This window comes from Citromicrobium bathyomarinum (assembly GCF_021021475.1).
Classification (GTDB): domain Bacteria; phylum Pseudomonadota; class Alphaproteobacteria; order Sphingomonadales; family Sphingomonadaceae; genus Alteriqipengyuania; species Alteriqipengyuania bathyomarina.
The window spans coordinates 571,675-591,787 of the sequence record NZ_JAINWL010000001.1; the positions used below are offsets into that span (position 1 = coordinate 571,675).

17 protein-coding genes and 1 riboswitch are annotated in these 20,113 nt (G+C 65.6%); of the genes, 10 read left to right on the top strand and 7 right to left on the bottom strand.

Going from position 1 to position 20,113, the window contains the following annotated elements:
* Nucleotides 1-62: 62 nt before the first annotated feature.
* The gene (uvrA, locus tag K7H93_RS02885) at nt 63-3,002 is read right to left on the bottom strand and encodes an excinuclease ABC subunit UvrA (protein ID WP_230782380.1); all 2,940 of its coding nucleotides are present in this window, start codon (nt 3,000-3,002) and stop codon (nt 63-65) included.
* Between the two features lie 131 nt (nt 3,003-3,133).
* Here uvrA and K7H93_RS02890 point away from each other — a divergent pair, with 131 nt between their 5' ends.
* The 4 genes from K7H93_RS02890 to thpR all read left to right on the top strand — a co-directional run bounded on the left by K7H93_RS02890 (nt 3,134) and on the right by thpR (nt 6,496).
* Nucleotides 3,134-4,273, top strand: coding sequence for a DNA cytosine methyltransferase (locus K7H93_RS02890; RefSeq protein ID WP_230782382.1), 1,140 nt, complete (start codon nt 3,134-3,136; stop codon nt 4,271-4,273).
* Nucleotides 4,260-5,189: a DUF4928 family protein gene (locus tag K7H93_RS02895; RefSeq protein ID WP_230782384.1), complete on the top strand. Its 930-nt coding sequence runs from the start codon at nt 4,260-4,262 to the stop codon at nt 5,187-5,189. The genes K7H93_RS02890 and K7H93_RS02895 overlap by 14 nt, the downstream gene beginning before the upstream one ends.
* A gap of 136 nt (nt 5,190-5,325) precedes the next feature.
* Nucleotides 5,326-5,928 carry an SDR family oxidoreductase gene (locus K7H93_RS02900; RefSeq protein WP_230782386.1) on the top strand — a complete coding sequence of 201 codons (603 nt, stop codon included), beginning with the start codon at nt 5,326-5,328 and terminating at the stop codon, nt 5,926-5,928.
* A gap of 31 nt (nt 5,929-5,959) precedes the next feature.
* Nucleotides 5,960-6,496: an RNA 2',3'-cyclic phosphodiesterase gene (gene thpR / locus K7H93_RS02905; protein WP_230782388.1), complete on the top strand. Its 537-nt coding sequence runs from the start codon at nt 5,960-5,962 to the stop codon at nt 6,494-6,496.
* Nucleotides 6,497-6,500: 4 nt separating this feature from the next.
* Here thpR and K7H93_RS02910 read toward each other — a convergent pair whose 3' ends face one another.
* The gene (locus K7H93_RS02910; RefSeq protein ID WP_230782390.1) at nt 6,501-7,487 is read right to left on the bottom strand and encodes a hypothetical protein; all 987 of its coding nucleotides are present in this window, start codon (nt 7,485-7,487) and stop codon (nt 6,501-6,503) included.
* 204 nt (nt 7,488-7,691) lie between these two features.
* Between K7H93_RS02910 and K7H93_RS02915 the strand changes: the two genes are divergently transcribed.
* The 4 genes from K7H93_RS02915 to K7H93_RS02930 all read left to right on the top strand — a co-directional run bounded on the left by K7H93_RS02915 (nt 7,692) and on the right by K7H93_RS02930 (nt 12,698).
* Nucleotides 7,692-8,453: a lysozyme gene (locus K7H93_RS02915; RefSeq protein ID WP_230782393.1), complete on the top strand. Its 762-nt coding sequence runs from the start codon at nt 7,692-7,694 to the stop codon at nt 8,451-8,453.
* A complete protein-coding gene (locus K7H93_RS02920; RefSeq protein ID WP_230782395.1) occupies nt 8,437-9,087 on the top strand; it encodes a hypothetical protein in 651 nt (216 codons plus the stop codon). Before K7H93_RS02915 ends, K7H93_RS02920 begins: the two co-directional genes overlap by 17 nt.
* 89 nt (nt 9,088-9,176) lie before the next feature.
* Entirely contained in the window at nt 9,177-11,414 is a 2,238-nt protein-coding gene (locus K7H93_RS02925; protein WP_230782397.1) for a M3 family metallopeptidase, read from the top strand.
* A 150-nt stretch (nt 11,415-11,564) separates the two neighbouring features.
* The gene (locus K7H93_RS02930) at nt 11,565-12,698 is read left to right on the top strand and encodes a serine hydrolase domain-containing protein (RefSeq protein ID WP_230782399.1); all 1,134 of its coding nucleotides are present in this window, start codon (nt 11,565-11,567) and stop codon (nt 12,696-12,698) included.
* Between the two features lie 30 nt (nt 12,699-12,728).
* On the opposite strand, the gene K7H93_RS02935 is transcribed toward K7H93_RS02930, so the two are convergent.
* Genes K7H93_RS02935 through K7H93_RS02955 form a run of 5 tightly spaced genes read right to left on the bottom strand, consistent with a single transcriptional unit; the run spans nt 12,729 to nt 17,989 of the window.
* Entirely contained in the window at nt 12,729-13,451 is a 723-nt protein-coding gene (locus K7H93_RS02935; RefSeq protein ID WP_230782400.1) for a hypothetical protein, read from the bottom strand.
* A 29-nt stretch (nt 13,452-13,480) separates the two neighbouring features.
* Complete coding sequence (locus tag K7H93_RS02940; protein ID WP_230782403.1) at nt 13,481-14,221, bottom strand: ABC transporter ATP-binding protein; 741 nt, start codon at nt 14,219-14,221, stop codon at nt 13,481-13,483.
* An 11-nt stretch (nt 14,222-14,232) separates the two neighbouring features.
* Nucleotides 14,233-15,198: a FecCD family ABC transporter permease gene (locus K7H93_RS02945; protein WP_230782404.1), complete on the bottom strand. Its 966-nt coding sequence runs from the start codon at nt 15,196-15,198 to the stop codon at nt 14,233-14,235.
* On the bottom strand, nt 15,195-16,034 hold the full coding sequence (locus K7H93_RS02950) for an ABC transporter substrate-binding protein (RefSeq protein WP_230783147.1): 840 nt from the start codon (nt 16,032-16,034) through the stop codon (nt 15,195-15,197). The genes K7H93_RS02945 and K7H93_RS02950 overlap by 4 nt, the downstream gene beginning before the upstream one ends.
* Before the next feature lie 2 nt (nt 16,035-16,036).
* Nucleotides 16,037-17,989 carry a TonB-dependent receptor plug domain-containing protein gene (locus K7H93_RS02955; protein ID WP_230782405.1) on the bottom strand — a complete coding sequence of 651 codons (1,953 nt, stop codon included), beginning with the start codon at nt 17,987-17,989 and terminating at the stop codon, nt 16,037-16,039.
* A 99-nt stretch (nt 17,990-18,088) separates the two neighbouring features.
* Nucleotides 18,089-18,302: riboswitch (cobalamin riboswitch) on the bottom strand.
* Between the two features lie 272 nt (nt 18,303-18,574).
* Here K7H93_RS02955 and K7H93_RS02960 point away from each other — a divergent pair.
* Both K7H93_RS02960 and K7H93_RS02965 read left to right on the top strand, forming a co-directional pair.
* Entirely contained in the window at nt 18,575-19,627 is a 1,053-nt protein-coding gene (locus tag K7H93_RS02960; protein ID WP_230782406.1) for a cell wall hydrolase, read from the top strand.
* A 132-nt stretch (nt 19,628-19,759) separates the two neighbouring features.
* Complete coding sequence (locus K7H93_RS02965) at nt 19,760-20,074, top strand: hypothetical protein (RefSeq protein ID WP_230782407.1); 315 nt, start codon at nt 19,760-19,762, stop codon at nt 20,072-20,074.
* The last annotated feature ends 39 nt before the right edge of the window (nt 20,075-20,113 follow it).

A 20,113-nucleotide genomic window follows, 5' to 3' on the forward strand; every position in this document is an offset into this window, starting at 1 on the left:
CCCGTGGGGCACCTAGTCTGCACCGGGTTTAGTCCGGCGCAGACGAACTTCAGATCACATTCTCACTCCGCCGGTTCGGCCTGCCTTTCCAACATCGGCTTTAGATAGCTGCCCGTATAGCTCCCACTCACCGCAGCCACCTGCTCCGGCGTACCCTCCGCCACAATCTCCCCGCCGCGCACACCGCCGTCCGGGCCGAGGTCCACCAGCCAGTCGGCGGTCTTGATCACGTCGAGGTTGTGCTCGATCACCACCACGGAGTTCCCCTGGTCGACCAGCCGGTGGAGCACTTCCAGCAGCTTGCGCACATCCTCGAAATGCAGCCCGGTGGTCGGCTCGTCGAGGATATAGAGCGTCTGCCCGGTGCTGCGCTTGCTCAGCTCCTTGGCCAGCTTCACACGCTGCGCCTCGCCGCCCGACAGCGTGGTCGCCTGCTGGCCGACCTTGATATAGCCCAGCCCCACCTCGTTCAGCATCGCCATCTTGTCACGGATCGGGGGGACCGCCTTGAAGAAGCTTTCCGCATCCTCGATCGTCATGTCGAGCACGTCGGCGATGGAGTGGCCCTTGAACTTCACCTCCAGCGTTTCGCGGTTGTAGCGTTTGCCGTCGCATTCCTCGCAGGTGACGTAGACGTCGGGCAGGAAGTGCATCTCGATCTTGATCAGGCCGTCGCCCTGGCACGCCTCGCACCGGCCGCCCTTGACGTTGAAGCTGAAGCGGCCGGGCTTGTACCCGCGCGCCTGGCTTTCGGGCAGGCCGGCGAACCAGTCGCGGATCTGGGTGAAGGCGCCGGTATAGGTCGCCGGGTTGCTGCGGGGCGTGCGGCCGATCGGCGACTGGTCGATCTCGATCACCTTGTCGCAATGCTGCAGGCCGGTGACCTTGTCGTGCGCGCCTGCGATCACCCGCGCGCCGTTCAGCTCGCGCGCGGCGGCGGCGTAGAGCGTGTCGATGGTGAAGCTCGACTTGCCCGAGCCGGAGACGCCGGTGATGCAGGTGAAGGTGCCCAGCGGGATCGACGCGGTGACGTTGTTGAGGTTGTTGGCGCGCGCGCCGTGGACGGTCAGCTTGTGCTTGTTGCCCTTGCGGCGCGTGGCCGGGACTTCGATCTCGCGCGTGCCGTTCAGGTACGCCGCGGTGAGCGATTTCCTGGACTTGAGCACCTGTTTCAGCGTGCCCTCCGCCACGATCTCGCCCCCGTGGACGCCCGCGCCGGGGCCCAGGTCCACCACATAGTCGGCAGTGCGGATCGCGTCCTCGTCATGCTCGACCACGATCACCGTGTTGCCGAGGTCGCGCAGCCGCTTGAGCGTTTCGAGCAACCGGTCGTTGTCGCGCTGGTGCAGGCCGATGCTCGGCTCGTCGAGCACGTAGAGCACGCCCGAAAGCCCGCTGCCGATCTGGCTGGCGAGGCGGATGCGCTGGCTCTCGCCGCCTGACAGCGTGCCCGACTTGCGGTCGAGGTTGAGGTAGTCGAGGCCCACGTTGTCGAGGAAGCCCAGCCGCTCGTTGATTTCCTTGAGGATCGCGCGGGCGATCTGCTGCTGCTGGTCGGTCAGGCGTTCGGGCAGGTTCTCGAACCACACCTTCGCATCGCCCACGCTCATCTGCGACGGGGTCGCGATGTCGATCGCGTCTTCGCCGGAGCCGGGCGTCCCGCCGATCTTCACCGCCAGCGCCTTCTCGTTCAGCCGCTTGCCGTGGCAGGTCTCGCACGGCTGCGCGGTCTGGAACTTGCTCAGCTCGTCGCGCATCCACGCGCTTTCGGTCTGCAGCAGGCGGCGGTTGAGGTTGCCGATCACGCCCTCGAACGGCTTGTTGACCGTGTACTGCTTGCGCCCGTCCTTGAAGGTCAGCGGTACGCGCTTCCCCTTGGTGCCGTAGAGGATGACGTCCTGGTTCTCCGTGCCCAGCTCCTGCCACGGGGTGGTCAGGTCGAAGCCGAACTCCTTCGCCAGGCTGGCGAGCACCTGCATGTAATAGGGCGACGGCGGATTGCTCTTCGCCCACGGCATGATCGCGCCCTGCTTCAGCGTCAGCGCCTCGTTCGGCACCACCAGCTGCGGGTCGAACAGCTGCTTCTCGCCGATCCCGTCGCACGTCGCACACGCCCCCTGCGGCGCGTTGAAGGAGAACAGCCGCGGCTCGATCTCCTCGATCGTGAACCCGCTGACCGGGCAGGCGAACTTTTCGGAGAAAACGATCCGGTTGGCGGGCACGCCCGCGCCCTTGAGGTTGCCCTCCCCCGTATCTTCGCCCTCGCGCCCCGGCACCACGCCATCGGCGAGGTCGACGTAAGCAAGCCCCTCGGCCAGCCGCAGCGCGGTTTCGAACGAGTCCGCCAGCCGCGTTTCCAGCCCTTCCTTCACCGCGAGGCGATCGACCACCACTTCGATGTCGTGCTTGAACTTCTTGTCGAGCGCGGGCGCGTCCTCGATCGGGTAGATCTCGCCGTCGATCCGCACGCGGGTGAAGCCCGCCTTCTGCCACTCGGCCATTTCCTTACGGTATTCGCCCTTGCGGCCGCGCACCACCGGCGCGAGCAGGTAGAGCCGCGTGCCCTCGGGCAGCGCCATCACCCGGTCGACCATGTTGGAAACGGTCTGCGCCTCGATCGGCAGCCCGGTCGCGGGCGAGTACGGCACGCCCACCCGCGCCCACAGCAACCGCATGTAGTCGTAGATCTCGGTGACGGTCGCCACGGTCGAGCGCGGGTTCTTGCTCGTCGTCTTCTGCTCGATCGAAATCGCGGGCGAGAGCCCTTCGATATGCTCGACATCGGGCTTCTGCATCATCTCGAGGAACTGGCGCGCGTAGGCGGAGAGGCTCTCGACATAGCGCCGCTGACCTTCCGCGTAGATCGTATCGAAAGCGAGCGAGCTCTTCCCCGAGCCCGAGAGCCCGGTGATGACGATCAGCGAATCCCTCGGCAGGTCGATATCGACGCCCTTGAGGTTATGCTCGCGCGCACCGCGCACGGAGATTTTGGTAAGTGCCATGGTGGGCGTGTTCCATATCTGTTCTTGAAGCGCAACGCGACCTGCGCCATTGTCGACCACCAAGATAGGATTCAGGGGACTACCCGCAATCGTAGCTTTAGCTGTGACGGGGAAAGAGGCAGGTACGACTGATGGCTAGCCATACCTTTTACGAATTTTTTGCCGGTGGCGGCATGGCTCGTGCGGGGCTTGGCAGCGCCTGGAAATGCTTGTTTGCCAACGACTTTGATCAGAAAAAGGCCGCAATATATCGCGCAAATTGGGGCGATGAAGAGATGTGGTGCGGTGATGTCGCGGATGTCGACCATCGCCAGCTTCCCGGCGATCCCGATCTGGTCTGGGCTTCTTTCCCGTGCCAGGATTTGTCGCTCGCCGGAAATGGAACGGGTCTTAACGGCTCAAGATCAGGTGCATTCTGGCCGTTCTGGAATGTCATCGAGGGTTTGATCGCGGAGAGGCGAAAACCTCGAACAGTCGTTCTGGAGAATGTCTGCGGTCTGCTCACATCGCGAAACGGGGACGATTTCTCTGCCCTTTGTGCCGAGGTGGCCCGAGCCGGGTATTGGCTTGGCGGGGTAGTTGCCGACGCGAAGGACTTTGTCCCCCAGTCCAGGCCGCGGCTCTTTCTGATTGCCGTTGATTCGCATCGGCCCTTGCGCAGCGGTGTCCAGTCAGCTCAACCCTCGCCTCACTGGCACTCGAAGCAATTGCAGACCGCATACGCGCGGCTGCCGACATCTATCCAAGCCAACTGGCTTTGGTTCTGTCCTCCGACGCCTGCGAAGCGCAACCTGAACCTGGTCGATATCATTGAGGACGAACCAACCGGTATCTGTTGGCACAGCGAAGCCGAGACACGACGACTCCTCGACATGATGTCGCCGACAAATCGCGCCAAAGTCGATCTGCACAGTGCGAATTCCAAGACAGCTATAGGTGCAATCTACAAACGCACGCGACGTGTCGACGGCGTAAAAGCGCAACGCGCAGAGGTCAGATTCGACTTGGCCGGATGCCTGCGAACCCCAGGCGGAGGCTCCAGCAGACAGAGCATTCTAGTTTGCCGGGACGGCGAAATTCGTTCACGGCTCCTGTCCACTCGGGAGACCGCACGGCTCATGGGATTGTCCGATAGCTACATTTTGCCCGAACGCTATAACGACGCCTATCATCTGACCGGAGACGGGGTCGTCGTACCGGTCGTGCGCTGGATCAGCCAGCATATCATCGAGTGTGTTCTTGAGGCGGATTTGTCCCATGAAGCCGCTTGAACGGCTACGAGAGTTCGCCGCGCAAAATGAGATGCTCAGCACGCGTGGAGCATTGAACGTGGGGCTCGTGATGACCCGGCGTGCGCGTGATGAGGGCCTACCACTAGATGCAGACGATCATGTCGCGCCGAGCGGATCGCAGGTTCGCGGGCTGAATGGAAAAGCAGGAAACAAGGTTCTCTTCGACCACGGCGTAACCCAGAGCATTGGAACCGAAGCGGGGCGCACCAATCGCGGTGCAGTCGCGCAAATGCGGGCATACGTTGGGTTCCTAAACGAAGAATCAAAGCGAGCTCAATTCGATCTGGATGAATTCGAGGGCTTCTGGGTCGAGCAGGTAAACCGACATTTCGCAACCAAGCCGTTCAAGCTCCGCCGCGAACAAGGCGCTAGTATTCAGTCCATTATTCGCGACCTAATGGAACAGGCTCTTGATCGACAGAGAAAAGGTGCCGGAGCAATGGTGCTTGGCACGATGCTGCAGCATCTCGTCGGCGCAAAGTTGGAAGCCGCGCTTGCAGGCAGCGTGAGTATAAAGCATCATGGCGCAAATGTGAGCGATAATGATGCGCGCGGCGGCGACTTCGATATTGGCAACACAGCCATTCACGTGACTGCTTCACCTAGCGACCTCTTGCTAGAAAAGTGCCGTAAGAATCTGCACTCTAGTATTCGTCCGATGATTGTAACAACTCCCAAAGGTGTTTCGGGCGCAGAAAATCTAGTCGAAAATCAGGGCCTTCAGGGAAGGATCGAAATCTACTCGGCAGATCAATTCATCTCGTTGAACATTAATGAACTGGGCGTGTTCTCGGATAAATCGATATCGGACGCGCTGTATGATGTGATCAACCGCTACAATCGCATCGTTAGTGACCATGAAGACGATCCAAGTTTGTGCATTGAATGGACCTGAGCCTGTCCTTTTCCCCTGGCGATACACAGCTAGTGCCTTCGTGCCATTTTCGTATGAAGGCGTGAAAGACGCTTCCGGAACATCCCCGCCCCGCAACCGCTGAGCCCTCGAACTCCCAATTCGAAGGACCACACCCATGAAAGTACTCGTCTCCGGCGCAACCGGACACACCGGCAAGCGCCTCGTCCCGCAGCTCATCGAAGCGGGGCATTCGCCCATCGCGCTGGTGCGCGACGGTTCCGACACCTCGTCGCTCCCCGATGGATGCGGCACGCGCAAGGGCGACCTGACCGACCTTCCGCAGGATGTTTGCGAAGGCATCGACGCGGTGATCTTCGCCGCAGGCTCGGGCAGCAAGACCGGGCCGGAGATGACCGACAAGGTCGACCGCGATGGCGCGAAGGCGCTGGTCGACCGGGCCAAGGCGGCGGGCGTGAAGCGCTTCGTGATGCTGAGCGCGCGCGGCGTGGACGATCCCGATCCGGACTCGGACCTCTATCACTACGCGCTCGCCAAGAAGGCAGCGGATGAGCACCTGATCGCCTCGGGCGTGCCCTACGCGATCATCCGCCCCGGCGCGCTGACGCATGACGACGGCAAGCGCGACATCCGCCTCGGCGACGATGTCGAAGGCGACGGCACCACCGCACGCGGCGACCTTGCCGCGGTACTGGTGCGCGCGGTGGACGATGCTGCGCTTGAAAACCGCGTCGTGCCGATGGAATCGCACGGCATTTGACGAAACGGGCGGCGGAGAGGACAGGAGCGCCATGCACCGCCTCTTCGTCGCCCTTCGTCCGCCCGAGGCCATCCGCGATCCGCTGATCGACACCATGGAGGGCGTCGAGGGCGCGCGGTGGCAGGCAGACGAGCAGCTGCATCTGACGCTGCGTTTCGTCGGCGAGGTCGACCGGGCGCAGGCCAATGATCTGGCGAGCGCGCTGGAGGCGGTGCGTGCGCCGCGCTTTGCTCTGGACCTGCGCAGCGTCGGTACTTTCGAGCGCAAGGGCCGGGTCGGCTCGCTGTGGGCCGGGGTCGAAGAAAGCGAGCCGCTGAACATTCTCCAGCGCCGGGTCGAGCGTGCGTGCCGCGCCGCCGGGCTGGAGCCGGTGAAGCGCAAGTTCGTGCCGCATGTGACCATCGCGCGGGTCAATGCCTCGACCGGGCCGATCGGCGGGTGGCTGGCGCAGCATTCCCGGCTCGCGCTGCCGGTGTGGCAGGTCGAAACGTTTCATCTTTATGAGAGCCGGCTGGATGCAGGCGGCGCGCATTACGAGCCGGTGGTCGCGTTCCCCCTGACGGATTAGCGCATCAGAACAGCGTCTGCTTCACCGGGACCGTCAGCCCCACTTGCTGCGCGATCATGCCGACCCATTCGCCGACCTTGGCGATCTCGTCCTCCACCACCGCACTGTGGGTGGCTTCGCGGTCGCGGATGGATTTCTCGGTGAAATCGGCTCCGGTCTTGGCGTCGCGGGCGAAGACGGGGCCTTGCGCGATTTCCTCCGCTCGGGCGGGGTCAATCGCGACCCCGGTGAAGCTGCCGATCGCAGCCAGCGTCTCTGCCCGCGCGCCATCGAAGCGGTCGCCGTCGAGCACACGGACACGGTCGCCATATTGCCGCGCGATCGCATCGAGATAGCGCTGATTGAGGAACCACGCGAGACCGGCAGCCTGCAGGTCGGTCATCAGGAATTGCTCGCGCCCGTCCATTCCGAGGTCGAGCGGGGCGTAGCCCATCATTTCAAGATAGAGCTGGCGCCCCCAGCGCCGCCCCATCATCCCCTTGCGGATCACCGCTGCGAGGAAGCTGGGCAGTGGGTTGGTCATGAGGATCGCGCGCGCCTGCGGTGCCGCGTTCATCAGCGCGGGGACCAGCCGGTTGGCATGGTTGGTGGGCTTGACGAACACCGCCTCGCCCTCACCCCACGGTCGCGCGAGCAGCTGCGTCACCGGGGCGATCAGCGGCTCGCCCGCCTGCCCTGCATTGACGAGGCTGGCGATAATCCCCGGCTCGCTCAGCCCTGCGGACACGCCCGGTATGTCGAGCGCCCGAACCAGCAGGGTCGATCGGCAGAAGGCGGTGTGGAAGATGAAATGCAGCGGGCCGGTTTCGGGCGAGAGGCCCTGCACTTCTGCGAGCGGCAGCGCACGGGCCTGCCCGGTGCGATCGGCGAGAAAGCCGGTATCGGCCAGCGCGGCGCGCTCGACCCGCAGAAACTCCATCGTGCCCGCGACGGGATCGATCCGGTGGGGCAGCCAGTGCGGGTCTGCGGCGAGAGTTTTGGCGTCGGACATGCCCAGCCGGTAGCCCAGCGCGGCAGCCTTCGCAAAGGGCGCAAATCGGTCGCCAACCGCTCCGAAACGTTAACGAGGCCCGACGAGTTGCGGACCTATCCTACGCCTCGCCCGTTGAAAGAGTAAGATAACAGGAGGAAACCGCATGATCGCCCGCGAGGCGACAGCAAGCAGCAGGGGCGCAGATGCCGTGGGAGGCCGGGAATGACCGGCCCCACCACTATTCGCGACCACTCGGGGCCGAATATCGCGCGCAAGAAGCGCGGGGCCCGGGCCAAGCTGCGCGCCATGCATTCAGGCGACAACACGCCCCGCAGCGCAAAACTGCGCCGACGGCTCAAGCGCGCTCCATGGGCGCTCGCCGCGGTATCCGTCGCCGCCGGATCGCTGGGAAGCTGCGCCCCGGGCCAGACCTCGGACGATGTGCGCGGCTGGTCGTATCAAACCAATCTCAAGACCAATCCCAACTTCACCCGCGTGAACGCGGCCCTGCTCGCCACCAGCGAGCGGATGCGCAAGGCGTTAGCGCAGGAAGAAGGGATGCGGCTGACCGTCTATCGCGATGTCGCGGGCTATCCCACGGTGGGCATCGGCCATTTGGTGCGACCCGAAGACGGGCTGAAGGTGGGCGACAGGATCACCCGCGAGCAGGCGATGGCGTTCCTTGCGCAGGACCTCAAAACCGCCGAACAGGCGGTGGTCGATGTGGTCGGCGATCTGAAGCTGTATCAGCACGAATTCGATGCGCTGGTCGATCTGGCGTATAATGTGGGCGAAGGAACGCTTTCCGAAAGCGAGAGCCCCGATCTCAACCGGGCGATTGCCCTAGCGGATTATACAGGCATTGCCGAAGAACTTGATTACCGTTTCGCCGGCGGGCGGATCGCGGGCGGGCTCGTCCATCGATCCGAACGACGCGCGCAGATTTTCCTTGAGGCCAATTATGCGGATGTGCGCCCCGGCTAGGGTCCCGCTGCTTGCCGGGCTCGGCGGCGCACTTGCCGCCTGCGCGCTTTCCGCCTGCTCACCTGCCGCAGACCCCGCGCAGGGGCCTGCCGCGCGCGAGGCGGGAGTGGATACGCCGCTCCCTGCGCCGCAGGCGGCATCCGAAACTCAGACCGACAATTGCCTGCTGCTGGTGTGGCAGGATCAAGAGACGCGCGACGAGCGCTTCGATCTTGAGCACGACTCGGCCGAGGGCGGTGCAATCTCATGCTCCACCGGAACCACCGCAAGCCAGTTTGAACAGGTCCTGCGCGAAATCCGCGCGGCCGCGCAGGCGGACGACAAGGCGGCGATCCTGCAGGAGATCGGATTGCCGCTGCTCTACATCGACGACGAGGGCAATCGCCGCGAGTTGACCGATCCAGCAGACGTCGATGCGCGCTTTTCCGAGGTGTTCGACCAGGACGTACTCGCCCTCCTGCGCCGGATCGACCTCGACGGGCTGACCGTAGTGCCCGATCAGGGTGCCTTCCTGGAACTGGGATCGATCTGGCTGGTGGTCGATCGCAAAGGAGGCCGACCAAGAATCGTTACAATCAACAAGCAGGCGCTGGGCGAAGCGGGTCCTGCCAAGCCTGCGCAAGCACCGGATTAGAGCATCGAGCCTCGGCAAGCCGCTGTTCAAGAAGGCTCTGCTAGGCCATAGCCAACCCAGTTTTCACCGTAACAACGGAGCGAATTTACATGCGTATTCTTCTCGCCACTGCTGCAACCCTTGCCCTTGCGGGCGGTTATCACGGGACGGCACAGGCCCAGACCAGCGAAGGCGACACCATGACCCAGGGCGAAGCGGAAGCCGAGAGCATCGAGAACTATTTCGCGCAGGAAAGCACCCTGCCGTTCAAGGCGCCCGACTTCACCAAGATCGCCGAAGAAGACTACATGCCCGCGTTCGAACAGGGTATGGCGATCCAGAAGGCCGAAGTGCAGGCGATCATCGACAATCCCGAGCCGCCGACCTTCGCCAACACGATCGTCGCGCTGGAAAAGTCGGGCCGGATGCTGGGCCGTGTGGGCGCGGTCTTCTTCCACCTGACCGGCACCAACACCACCGACGCTCTGGACGAGATCAATACCGAGATCAGCCCCGTCCTCGCCGCGCATTCGGACTCGATCACGCTGAACCCCAAGCTCTTCGCCCGGGTCAAGGCGGTGTACGACAACCGCGCCGCGATGAGCATGACGCCCGAAGACGCCAAGCTGCTGGAGGACACGTACGAAGGCATGGTCCACGCAGGCGCGATGCTGACCGATGCCGAGCGTGAGCGGGTGAAGGAAATCAACACCGAGCTTTCGACCGTCACCACCGAATTCGCGCAGACCGCGCGCGCCGCGATGGCGGACCAGCCGGTGTTCTTCGACACGCGGGAAGAGCTGGCCGGCCTTTCCGAAGCGGACATTTCCGCCGCTGCCGATCTGGCCGAGGAAGCGGGCCAGCCGGGCAAGTTCGCGATCGCGCTGCAGAACACCACGCAGCAGCCGCTGCTGCCGAGCATGGAAAACCGCGATGCGCGCGAAAAGCTGTTCATGGCCAGCTACCACCGCGCCGACGGCACGACTGACATCGACACGCGCGAGCTGGTCGCCAAGATCGTGGAGCTGCGCGCCGAAAAGGCCGCTCTGTTCGGCAAGCCCGACTGGGCGAGCTACACCATGTACGACCGGATGGTCGAAAGCCCGCAGACCGCGCTCGACTTCATGGGCCAGATGGTCCCCGCGCTGGCCGAAACCCAGCGCCGCGAAGCGGGTGTGCTGAACGAGAAGATCGCCGAGGATGGCGGCGATTTCGAAGTCCAGCCGTGGGACTGGTATCGCTATTCCAACCAGATCAAGGCCGAACGCTACCAGGTCGATGACGACAAGGTGATGCAGTACTTCCAGCTCGACAAGGTGCTGGAAGATGGCGTGTTCTACGCCGCCAACAAGCTGTACGGCCTGACCTTCGAAAAGCGCGACGATCTGCCGACCTACCATCCCGACGTGTGGGTCTACACCGTGAAGGACCGCGACGGTTCGGAACTGGGCCTGTTCTATTTCGACCCGTTCCAGCGCCCTTCCAAGCGCGGCGGTGCGTGGATGAGCAATTTCGTCGACCAGTCCGACCTGTGGAATGAAAAGCCCGTCATCTACAACGTGCTCAACATTCCCAAGGCCCCTGCTGGCGAGCCGCAGCTGGTCAGCTTCGACTGGGTCGAGACCGCATTCCACGAATTCGGCCACGCGCTGCACGGCTTCTTCGCCGACCAGACGTATCCGAGCCTGTCGGGCACGGCGACCGCGCGCGACTTCGTCGAATACCCGAGCCAGGTCAACGAGATGTGGGCGACCTACCCGGAAGTGCTTCAGCACTACGCCAAGCACTACAAGACCGGGGAGACGATCCCGACCGCGCTGGTCGACAAGATCAAGGCATCGTCCAAGTTCAACCAGGGCTACGATTTCGGCGAGGTGCTGGAAGCCGCGCTGCTCGACATGAAGTGGCACGCGCTCTCGAAGGACGAAGCGGCTGCGATCGATACGCCTGAAAAGGTGACGGCCTATGCCGATCGCTCGCTGTCCGAACTGGGGCTGGAAGTCGCTCTGGTGCCGCCGCGCTACCGCACGACGTACTTCAACCACATCTTCTCCGGTCCGACCGGCTATTCGGCAGGCTATTACAGCTATCTGTGGACCCAGATGCTCGACCGCGACAGCCGTGCATGGTTCCTGCAGAACGGCGGCCTGACGCGCGAGAACGGCGATCACTATCGCGCGACCGTGCTCAGCCAGGGCGGGACGCAGGATTACGGCGAAATGTACCGCAACTTCGCGGGCCGCGATCCGGACGTGAAGTACATGCTGATCGCGCTGGGCCTGGCCGACGAAGAGCCCGGCACGCCCGAGCAGACTGCGGAAGGCACTTCGGACGGCCGCGTCGACTAGGCGAACGCCGCAACACGCAAGCTTTGCATTGCAAAGGGAAAGGCCGGGTCTCTGCACCCGGCCTTTTTCGTTCGACGAACGACATGGTCGCGGTTGTTCGCCAGCCTCTCTACTGTATTATGTCACTAATACATTGGGGAGGAAAATCGAGTGAAATTCGGTATGACCGCGGCGGTTGCCGCACTGGCTCTGTCAGGATGCACGGCGATGGATGAGCCGGTCGAGGCGCAGACGGTCGCGAACCCGCAGCGCCTGGCGCTGGACGAGACCGCCCCTGCCATGCTGGCGCAGAACAATGTGCCCAGCCTTGCCGTCGGCTGGATCGAGGATGGCGAAGTCGCGTGGACTGCCGTCTATGGCGAGCGCGCTCCGGGTGAGCCTGCAGACGACAACACGCTGTACAACATCGCCTCGCTGACCAAGCCGCTGGTCGCGGAAACCATCCTGCGGCTGGTCGCAGCGGGCACGCTTGATCTCGACACCCCGCTGGCGACGCATTTCGTCGACCGCGACCTGACCGACGAACCGCGTGCGCAGAAAATCAAGCTGCGCCATGCCCTGTCGCATCGCACCGGTATTCCCGACAACTGGCGCGAGCGGATGGAAGGCGGCAAGCTGCGCCTCGACTGGGAGCCGGGCACGCAGGCGAAATATTCGGGCGAGAACTACGTCATGGCCGCCCGCTATGCGATGACGGCGACCGACACCCGGCTCGATCGGCTGGCGCAGCAGGCGCTGTTCGCACCCGTCGGGATGAGCGATACCTTCTTTACCCCTGACCCGTCATGGGAAGGCCGGGTGGCGATGGTGCGCGGCGAGGACGGTTCCCTGCGCCTGCCGGACAACAGCCCCCAGGGGAACGCGGCCGATAACGTCCACACGACGATCGGCGACTACACCCGCTTCGTCGCCGCTGCGATGCGCGGCGACGGCCTGACGCCCGAACTGGTGGAAGCGCGCGGCACGATCTACGACGACCAGACCCAGCAGGTCTGCCCTCCCGGCCTGATCCCGCCGGACAAATGCGCCAAGGCCAACGGATTCGGTCTTGGCTGGATCATCCTCGATACCGGCATCAACCGCTTCCACCTGCACAGCGGCAAGGACTGGGGCGAACGCACCGTCGCGCTGTTCGAGCCTGACAAGCGTTTAGGAATCGTTGTGTTCACCAGCGGGGCGAATGGTCGGCAGGTGATCGCCGATGTCCTGAAGCTACTGGTCGACGATGTGCCGCTCACCACGCTTACCCAGGCGGAGGCCGATTTCGAGAAGCGCGGGCGCTGACCTCGCGTCAGCTGTGCAGCGGATACGGACTCAGTCTGTCTTGTAGACCGCTGCGCGCACCTGCAGGGCCGCCAGGGCCGCGGCGAGCCCTGCACCCTGCAGCGGCTGGGGCGAGGGTTCGCCGGGGCCGATCTCGCACGGCTGCTTGTCCTTCATCACCGCGACGCACATCTGCGGCGTACCGCGCCCGGACGCAGCCAGCTTGCGCGCGATGTCGCGCGCCTGTTCGGTGTTGCGGATGGTGATCGCGCCGTTCTTCAGCGCGAAGGCGGCGACGTCTTCCCAGTAGCCCAGTTCCCACAGATCGCGCAGCTCGCTGCCGCTCGGGCCGCCAAGGCTGTTCAATCCCTTGAGCGCGCGATCGGCGAGGTGCCACGCCTGGACATAGGCATAGGCCCGATCGGTCCGGTACGCCTCGGCATTGGGGACGTTGGGATAGCGCTCCACCAGCAGGTCCAGATCGGCGAGCTGGCCCAGCTTGTCGCCCGCGCCATAGCGGGCATTGGCGCGGAAATTGAGCACCCGCGCGCGCTGGATATCGGTCAGCCCCGGATCGGCGAGGATCTTCTCATAGGCCGCGATATGCCACGGCTCGTTGCTCCATTTGGCCATCGCCCTCAACTGGCTGTTGAGATCGGCATCCTCGCGGGCGAGCGCAGGCGTGATGGCGGTGGCCGCCAGGACCGTGGCAAGAAGCAGGCGCAGCATCGAAGCATCCTCGTCGATTGTCGGCGAGAGATCATAAACCGCCATCGCCGCGGACACTCAAATGACAAATCCCGTCATGCGTCTCCGGCGGCGAGCGACAGCACCTTTGCCCCCGGCTCGCCCAGCCAGTGCGCCTCCACCCCGAACACGGCACGCAGGTGCTCGGGCGAAAGCGCGTATTCCGGCGGACCCTCTGCATGGAGCAGCCCGTCGTTCAGCAGCAGCACCCGATCCGCGAGATTGTGCGCCAGGCTGAGGCCGTGGACGACGACGACCACCGCGCGCCCATGCTCGTGCGCCTGCGTCCGCAGGTGCTGGGCGAGCGAGGCCTGGTAGGCCAGGTCGAGCGAGGCGAAGGGCTCGTCGGCAAGGATACAGCGCGGCTCACCCGCCAGCACCCGCGCCAGCAGCACCCGCGCGCGTTCCCCGCCCGACAGGGTCGAGACCGGGCGATCGGCCAGCGCCTCCAGCCCCATCGCCGCCAGTGCCGCGTCGACCGGCTCGCGCCGCGCATCGCCATGCGCCAGCCGCCCGAGCGAGACGAGATTGCGGGCGGACAGGTCCCACGCGATCTGCGGTTCCTGCGGCAGATAGCCGACCTCGCGCGCGCGCGCCTTGGGATGCAAGTCCCGCAGGCGCACGCCATCCATCAACGCCTCGCCCCCGGTCGGCTCCAGCACACCGGCGAGCAGCCGGATCAGGGTCGACTTGCCCGCGCCATTGGGCCCGCAGATCGCGGTGACGCGGCCCGCCGCGATCGTTGTGCAGACGCCGCGCAGCCGATCGTTCAGGGCCAGCTTGTGTGCTTCCAGCATCGGCGTCTCCATCAGGTCAGCCCCAGCGTTCCGCCGCGCCGCAGGCGCAGCAGCAGCCACAGGAAGAACGGCGCCCCGATCAGCGACAGGGCGATGCCCAGCCGCAACTCGCCGACCAGCGGGAGCATGCGCAGCACGCTGTCCGCCACCAGCACCAGCAGCGCGCCGCCCAGCGCACTAGGCACGATCAGCGAAGACGGGCGGCGGTCGGTCAGCGGGCGCACGATATGCGGCACCATCAGGCCGACGAAACCGATGATCCCGGCGACCGCGACCCCGCTGCCGATGGTCAGCCCCACGCCCGCGACCAGCAGCATGAGCAGTTTTTCCATGTCCACCCCCATCGATCGCGCGGCATCCTCGCCCAAGGTCAGCGCGTCGAGCGCGGGCGCGGCGCGGGCGAGTACTACGATCCCCGCAAGCGTCATCGGCGCTGCCAGCATCACGTCGGCCCAGCTGCGATCGGTCAGCGCGCCCATCAGCCAGGTGACGATCTCGCTCAGCGCCCAGGGATTGGGGGCAAGGCTGATGACGAGGCTGGTCAGCGCGCCCGCAAGGCTCGCGATCATCAACCCGGCGAGCGTGAACAGAGCGATGCCGCCGCCGCGCCCGGCCAGCAGCGCGAGCAGCGCCATCGCCGCGCCCGCTCCCGCCAGCGAGAGGATCGGCAGCAGCCAGCCGCTCGCCGCGAGGCCGAAGGAAAAGCTCAGGACAGCGCCCAGCGCCGCGCCCGGCGCGATCCCGAACAGGCCCGGATCGGCCAGCGGATTGCGCAGATAGCCCTGCATCGCCGCCCCCGCCGCGCCGAGCCCAGCGCCGACGGTGACCGCGAGCAGGGCGCGCGGCAGGCGCAGCTCGGCGATAATCAGCAGCGCGCGCGATTCCTCGATCCCGAAAATCCAGGTCCGCCCGGCGACCAGCGACAGCGGAATGGCCAGCAGCAGGGCCGCCAGCAGGATCGCGCTGGCGCGGCTCATGCCGCCTCATCCCGAATTTGCGCCAGCCGCTCGGCTGCGCGGATCAGGCTGGGGCCGCCGCAATAATAGAGCTGCGGATCGAATTCGGCGCTGCGCAGACCGAGCTTGCGCAGCGCGGGATGGTGGAGCGCGCGCGACTGCTCGTCTCCGCGCGGGCCTGCGTGCAACAGCAGCTCGGGCGGATCGACCAGCACTGCTTCCAGCGGCAGACGGTCGCCCTGGCCGAGCCCGCGCGTGGCCGAGGCGGGGCGCAGCCCGACCCGGCGCATGAGATCGACCACCAGCGCGCCATCGCCGGGCACGATCCCGCCCGGCTGCCACAGGATCGTGGCAGGGTCGGCGCGTGCGTCCTGCGGAGCGGCAGCGGCGATCGCGGCCTCGATCTGGCCGACCAGCGCCTCGCCTGCCTGCGGCTCGCCGACCGCTTCGGCCAACTCGCGCACCTGCGCCAGATTGCCATCGACATCATTGGCCATGCCCAGCGTCACCACCGGAATGCCCAGATCGTCCAGCGCCTTGCGGGTCGCCGTCGGGAGGAAGCTGGAGGCGACGACCATATTGGCATGCGCAGCAAGGATGTCCTCCACCGACCCGCCATTGGCGGGCCAGCGCCGCGCCTCTGCCACCGGCATCGAGGCGGCAGACGGATCGTGGCTGTAATGCGAGACACCGACCAGCTTGTCCGGCGCGACCTTCGCAAGGATCGCATCGGTGCACGGGTTGAGGCTGACGATCCGCAGGCCCTCGCCCCGTGCATGCGGAGCTGGCGGGACTGCACATCCCGATAGCGAACAGGCCGCCAGCACACATGCGATGGCCAGCGCCCGCGCGCGCATGGTCACAGACCCACGCGCAGCCCGGCGAAGATCCCGCGCGGTGCCTGCGCATAGCCGGCTGCGGTCTGGTATTCCTCGTCGAACAGGTTTTCCGCCCGGGCGAAAATCTCGACCGGACGCTCGCCCGCGATCTTGCCCAGCGGCATGGAGACGCGCAGGTCGAACACGGTGTAACCGTCGAGCACCACGGTGTTGGCCGCGTTGTCGAACGCCTCGCCCACGATCCGCAGATCGCCGCCGATCACCGGCACGCCGACCCGATCGGGCAGCGGTGCCCAGTCGACCGACAAGGTGGCGGCATTGCTCGGCCGACGGGCGAGTTCATTGCCGAAATTGGCCGTGCCGGTGCTGCGATCCTCGGCCTCGGTATAGGCATAGGCGGCACGCAGCGTGAGGCCGTTGACCGGCGTTGCGCCTGCTTCGACCTCGACCCCGCGCGCACGCGCCTGCGACACGTTGTCGTAGGTACCAAAGGGGCGATTGTCGCAGATCCCGGTCTGCACCGGGCAGCCGACGAAGGCGATCAGGTTCTCGCTGTCGCGCTGGAACGCCGTCACGCTCGCATAGAAGGGCGAGGTCCGGGTGCCATAGGCGATACCCAGATCGTAGCTGGTGCTTTCCTCGGGCTGAAGGATCGCGTTCCCGTAATCCGAATAGAGCTGATAGAGCGACGGGGCCTTGAAGCCCTCGCCCACGCTGGCGCGCAGGCGCAGGTTGGGCACAATTTCGAAGGTCAGGTCACCGCCGAAGCTGGTCGCGCCGCCGAAATCTTCGTGCTCGTCCTGCCGCACACCGACATGGCCGGCGAGGCCGCCGAACTCGATCCCCGCCTGGACATAAGCGCCGAAGATACTGGTGTCCGCGCTGCTGGTCGCCCCGTAGGAGGTGCTTTCATAGTCCGACCACAGGTTTTCCGCGCCGAAATTGACGATTAGCGGCCCGATCGGGCGCCACTCGCCGCGCAGTTCCAGCCGGTCGGAATGGCCGTCGCTCTCGAACGTCGCCGCCTGACCCGGCCCGGGCAGGTTGTCGCGCGCGGTGTCGGAGAAGCTGTAGCCACCGCGCAGGAACAGCGCGCCGCCATCGTAGATCGCGCCGACATTGCCGGAAAGCTGGCTGGTTTCCTGAATTTCGTCGGTATCGGCGAGGGTGAAGGACGGCGCGGGGAAGCCGTCAATATCCAGCGTTCCTTCGGCATAGCGCAAGCTGCCGATCAGCTCGAACGTGCGGCTGATATAGGCGCGCGCGCGGCCATTGACCGCGAACTGACGGAAACCGTCGGGCTCGGTACCATTGGCTGCGGCGGAAAAGCCATCGGTGGTCAGATAGCTCGCCGAACCGCCGATGAAGCCGGCATCGCCCGCAAGCCCGCCCTCGATGCTGGAGGCCACCGTGCTGCGTGAGCCTGCCTCGACCGAGCCACCCAGCCCGCTGCGCTCCACGGTGGAGGCGACGAGTACCCCGGCGAGCGCATCGGCGCCCCAGATCACGCTGTTCGCGCCGCGCAGCAGCTCTACCTTGGCGAGATTCGAACTGGTCAGCGTGCCGAAGTCGAACGCGCCTGCGGGCGACGCTGTATCGGCCACGCGCACCCCGTCGATCAGCACCAGCAGCTGGTCGTTCGAGGCACCGCGCACCGAAACGCCGGTGGTCGCGCCCAGCCCGCCGGTGCGGTTTATGGTGACGCCGGGCACGCGGCGCAGCACGCGGGTCAGATCGGGGCCCTGGATCTGCGCAATTTCCTCTGCGCCGATCACGGTCACGGGCTGGCCGGTATCCTCGACCTCGCTGGGGTTGCCGGTGACGGTGATGGTGATCGCGTCTTCATCGATCTCGAACGCGTCGGAGGCCAGAACCATCTCATCGGCACCCGCATCTGCATCCGACGCGTCCTGCGCATAGGCAGGCGCGGTCAGACCCAGGATCGAGCCACCAAGAAACAGAAATGTACGCATAATTTCTCCATCACAAGCAGTGCTGTCGCTCATGACGGAAGGCGTGGGCCAGAATTGCCTGCGCCTTTCCTCCGCTTCCCCGGTGCACCCCGCCCGTGGTCGAACGACGCATCGCGGGCAGGTCTCCTGGCTCCCGGATCAGCACGGTTCCGCCCACCTTCCCGTGCCGCGACAAGCTGGGCACAGTGGCAATTCGGGCGGTCCGCTACCCGGTCACAGTTGCGGGGGCAGCTGGAGCTTTCGACTCCATTCCCTCTTAGGCGGCAGCGGACCCGGACAAGCCGTATCCGCAGCCACACCTGCGATACTGGGTCCGCGCATAAGAGCATCGTTTCCGGCGCGCAACCTCGCGTCGGCGACAGGGTGCCGGTGGAGGTTCGCGTTAACCGTTTTCTTTCACGCCTTTCTGCGATGTGTCCCGTATATATACGAAGCGGTCAGTGCCGGGCGACCCCCAAACCCTTAACGCCTAAGCTGGCCGCACCACCCCCGTCTGTTCTCTGCCGAAAGCCCCCTTTGCACCAACCCCGCCATCAGGCCGAACCCAGCGCTTCGCACCGCGACACGCCCGCCAGGCGCGCGCCGATGCGTCGCAAGGCGTGGCACGGGATCGCGGTGCTGACCGGCGCGATCGCTCTGCCGGCGATGGCGGCGCATGCCGAATGGGGCCTGCCCGAGGTTGCGCCCGAGGCGAGCGCGATCGTGGCCAGCAATCAGGTCGAACCGATGCCGTTCGAACGGGCGGGCGCAACCTTCCCCGGCTCGGCGCTCTATTTCCTCGCCGATCCGCCCGCCGCGGCAAGCACGGTGAACATGCCCGTGGAAAGCAGCACCGGGGTCAACCCGATTGCTGCATGGAACGGCGACCCCGATGCCGCAATCGCGATCGAGACCGCAGGGCCCGCAGCGCGCAGCTTCGTCAGCCGGGGGACGGGAATCGACAAGGCGCGCGCGCTCGATTGCCTCGCCAAGGCGGTCTATTACGAGGCGGCGAGCGAAAGCGAAGGCGGCCAGCGCGCGGTCGCGCAGGTGGTCCTCAACCGGGTCGCCCACCCCGCCTATCCCGATACGGTGTGCGGCGTGGTCTATCAGGGATCTCAGCGGCGCACCGGGTGCCAGTTTACCTTTACCTGCGACGGATCGCTGGGGCGAAAGCCATCCGCGACCTACTGGGCGCGTGCGCTCTCGGTGGCGCGGCGCGCGCTCTCGGGCGAAGTCTATGCGCCGGTAGGCCTCGCCACGCATTACCACACCACCTGGGTGAATCCGTACTGGGCACCCAGCCTTGCGCATATCGGCACGATCGGCGCGCACCGCTTCTACCGCTGGCCCGGCGCGGCAAGCCGACCGGCGGCGTTCAGCGATGTCTATCGCGGCGGCGAACCGCTTCCCCAGCCCGCGATCGCGGCCCGTTCCGCCGACCCCGCGCCGGACCCGGTCGCCATTGCCCGGCAATATGAAGTCGCGGACCGCACCGCCACGACCACGGGCCTGAATGGCGAGAATACGCGGCAGGCAGAGATCGCCCAGCCGCGCAGCCAGCCCGTCCGCCAGCAGCCCACCGAAGCGCAGGAGGGATCCGGCAGCGTGCGGCCCGAATACGCCAATAGCGGGCGCTGGATCGGCCAGCCGAACTGAGCCCCACGCGGGTGCCGCCCCTGCATGCAGCATCTGGTTAAGTACCTGGAAACCCTGCTTATCCGCGAAAGCTAAACGCGCCGCCACGTACCCCGGGCGTATTCCCCCCAACCACGCAGGATTTCATCACGAATGAGTCGCGGCCTCGCCCCTACCCGCCCCTCCTTCCGCATATGCCAGGCCGGTTCCGCCCCCTTGCGGATACCCGAGGCGGCCAACGACAACCTGCGCCCCGGGCGCCAGCCGCAGAGCGAGGCGGAAATCCGCGCGGCGCTGGGCCATTTCGCGCAGCACCACCTCAACGCCGCGCAGGATGCGCATGCGCGGGCCGAAGCTGCATTCGCCACCGGGGATCGGGAGGAATTCGCATTCTGGGCCAATATCTGCCGCGCGCTCGACCGGCGGCTGGCGGCGACCCTGTCCGAGGTCTGGGGGCTTCCCGGCTGATCGTCGCGCCGATCGCCGATACGCCACGCGGTCGCTGGA

Bases quoted from the DNA above. Each gene is read 5' to 3' on its own strand.
- K7H93_RS02935 (WP_230782400.1), bottom strand. From the start codon at position 13,451: ATGGCGGTTTATGATCTCTCGCCGACAATCGACGAGGATGCTTCGATG.
- K7H93_RS02960 (WP_230782406.1), top strand. From the start codon at position 18,575: ATGCGTCGCAAGGCGTGGCACGGGATCGCGGTGCTGACCGGCGCGATC.
- uvrA (WP_230782380.1), bottom strand. From the start codon at position 3,002: ATGGCACTTACCAAAATCTCCGTGCGCGGTGCGCGCGAGCATAACCTC.
- K7H93_RS02890 (WP_230782382.1), top strand. From the start codon at position 3,134: ATGGCTAGCCATACCTTTTACGAATTTTTTGCCGGTGGCGGCATGGCT.
- K7H93_RS02900 (WP_230782386.1), top strand. From the start codon at position 5,326: ATGAAAGTACTCGTCTCCGGCGCAACCGGACACACCGGCAAGCGCCTC.
- K7H93_RS02895 (WP_230782384.1), top strand. From the start codon at position 4,260: ATGAAGCCGCTTGAACGGCTACGAGAGTTCGCCGCGCAAAATGAGATG.
- K7H93_RS02965 (WP_230782407.1), top strand. From the start codon at position 19,760: ATGAGTCGCGGCCTCGCCCCTACCCGCCCCTCCTTCCGCATATGCCAG.
- K7H93_RS02940 (WP_230782403.1), bottom strand. From the start codon at position 14,221: ATGCTGGAAGCACACAAGCTGGCCCTGAACGATCGGCTGCGCGGCGTC.
- K7H93_RS02915 (WP_230782393.1), top strand. From the start codon at position 7,692: ATGACCGGCCCCACCACTATTCGCGACCACTCGGGGCCGAATATCGCG.
- K7H93_RS02945 (WP_230782404.1), bottom strand. From the start codon at position 15,198: ATGAGCCGCGCCAGCGCGATCCTGCTGGCGGCCCTGCTGCTGGCCATT.
- K7H93_RS02920 (WP_230782395.1), top strand. From the start codon at position 8,437: ATGTGCGCCCCGGCTAGGGTCCCGCTGCTTGCCGGGCTCGGCGGCGCA.
- thpR (WP_230782388.1), top strand. From the start codon at position 5,960: ATGCACCGCCTCTTCGTCGCCCTTCGTCCGCCCGAGGCCATCCGCGAT.
- K7H93_RS02910 (WP_230782390.1), bottom strand. From the start codon at position 7,487: ATGTCCGACGCCAAAACTCTCGCCGCAGACCCGCACTGGCTGCCCCAC.
- K7H93_RS02955 (WP_230782405.1), bottom strand. From the start codon at position 17,989: ATGCGTACATTTCTGTTTCTTGGTGGCTCGATCCTGGGTCTGACCGCG.
- K7H93_RS02925 (WP_230782397.1), top strand. From the start codon at position 9,177: ATGCGTATTCTTCTCGCCACTGCTGCAACCCTTGCCCTTGCGGGCGGT.
- K7H93_RS02950 (WP_230783147.1), bottom strand. From the start codon at position 16,034: ATGCGCGCGCGGGCGCTGGCCATCGCATGTGTGCTGGCGGCCTGTTCG.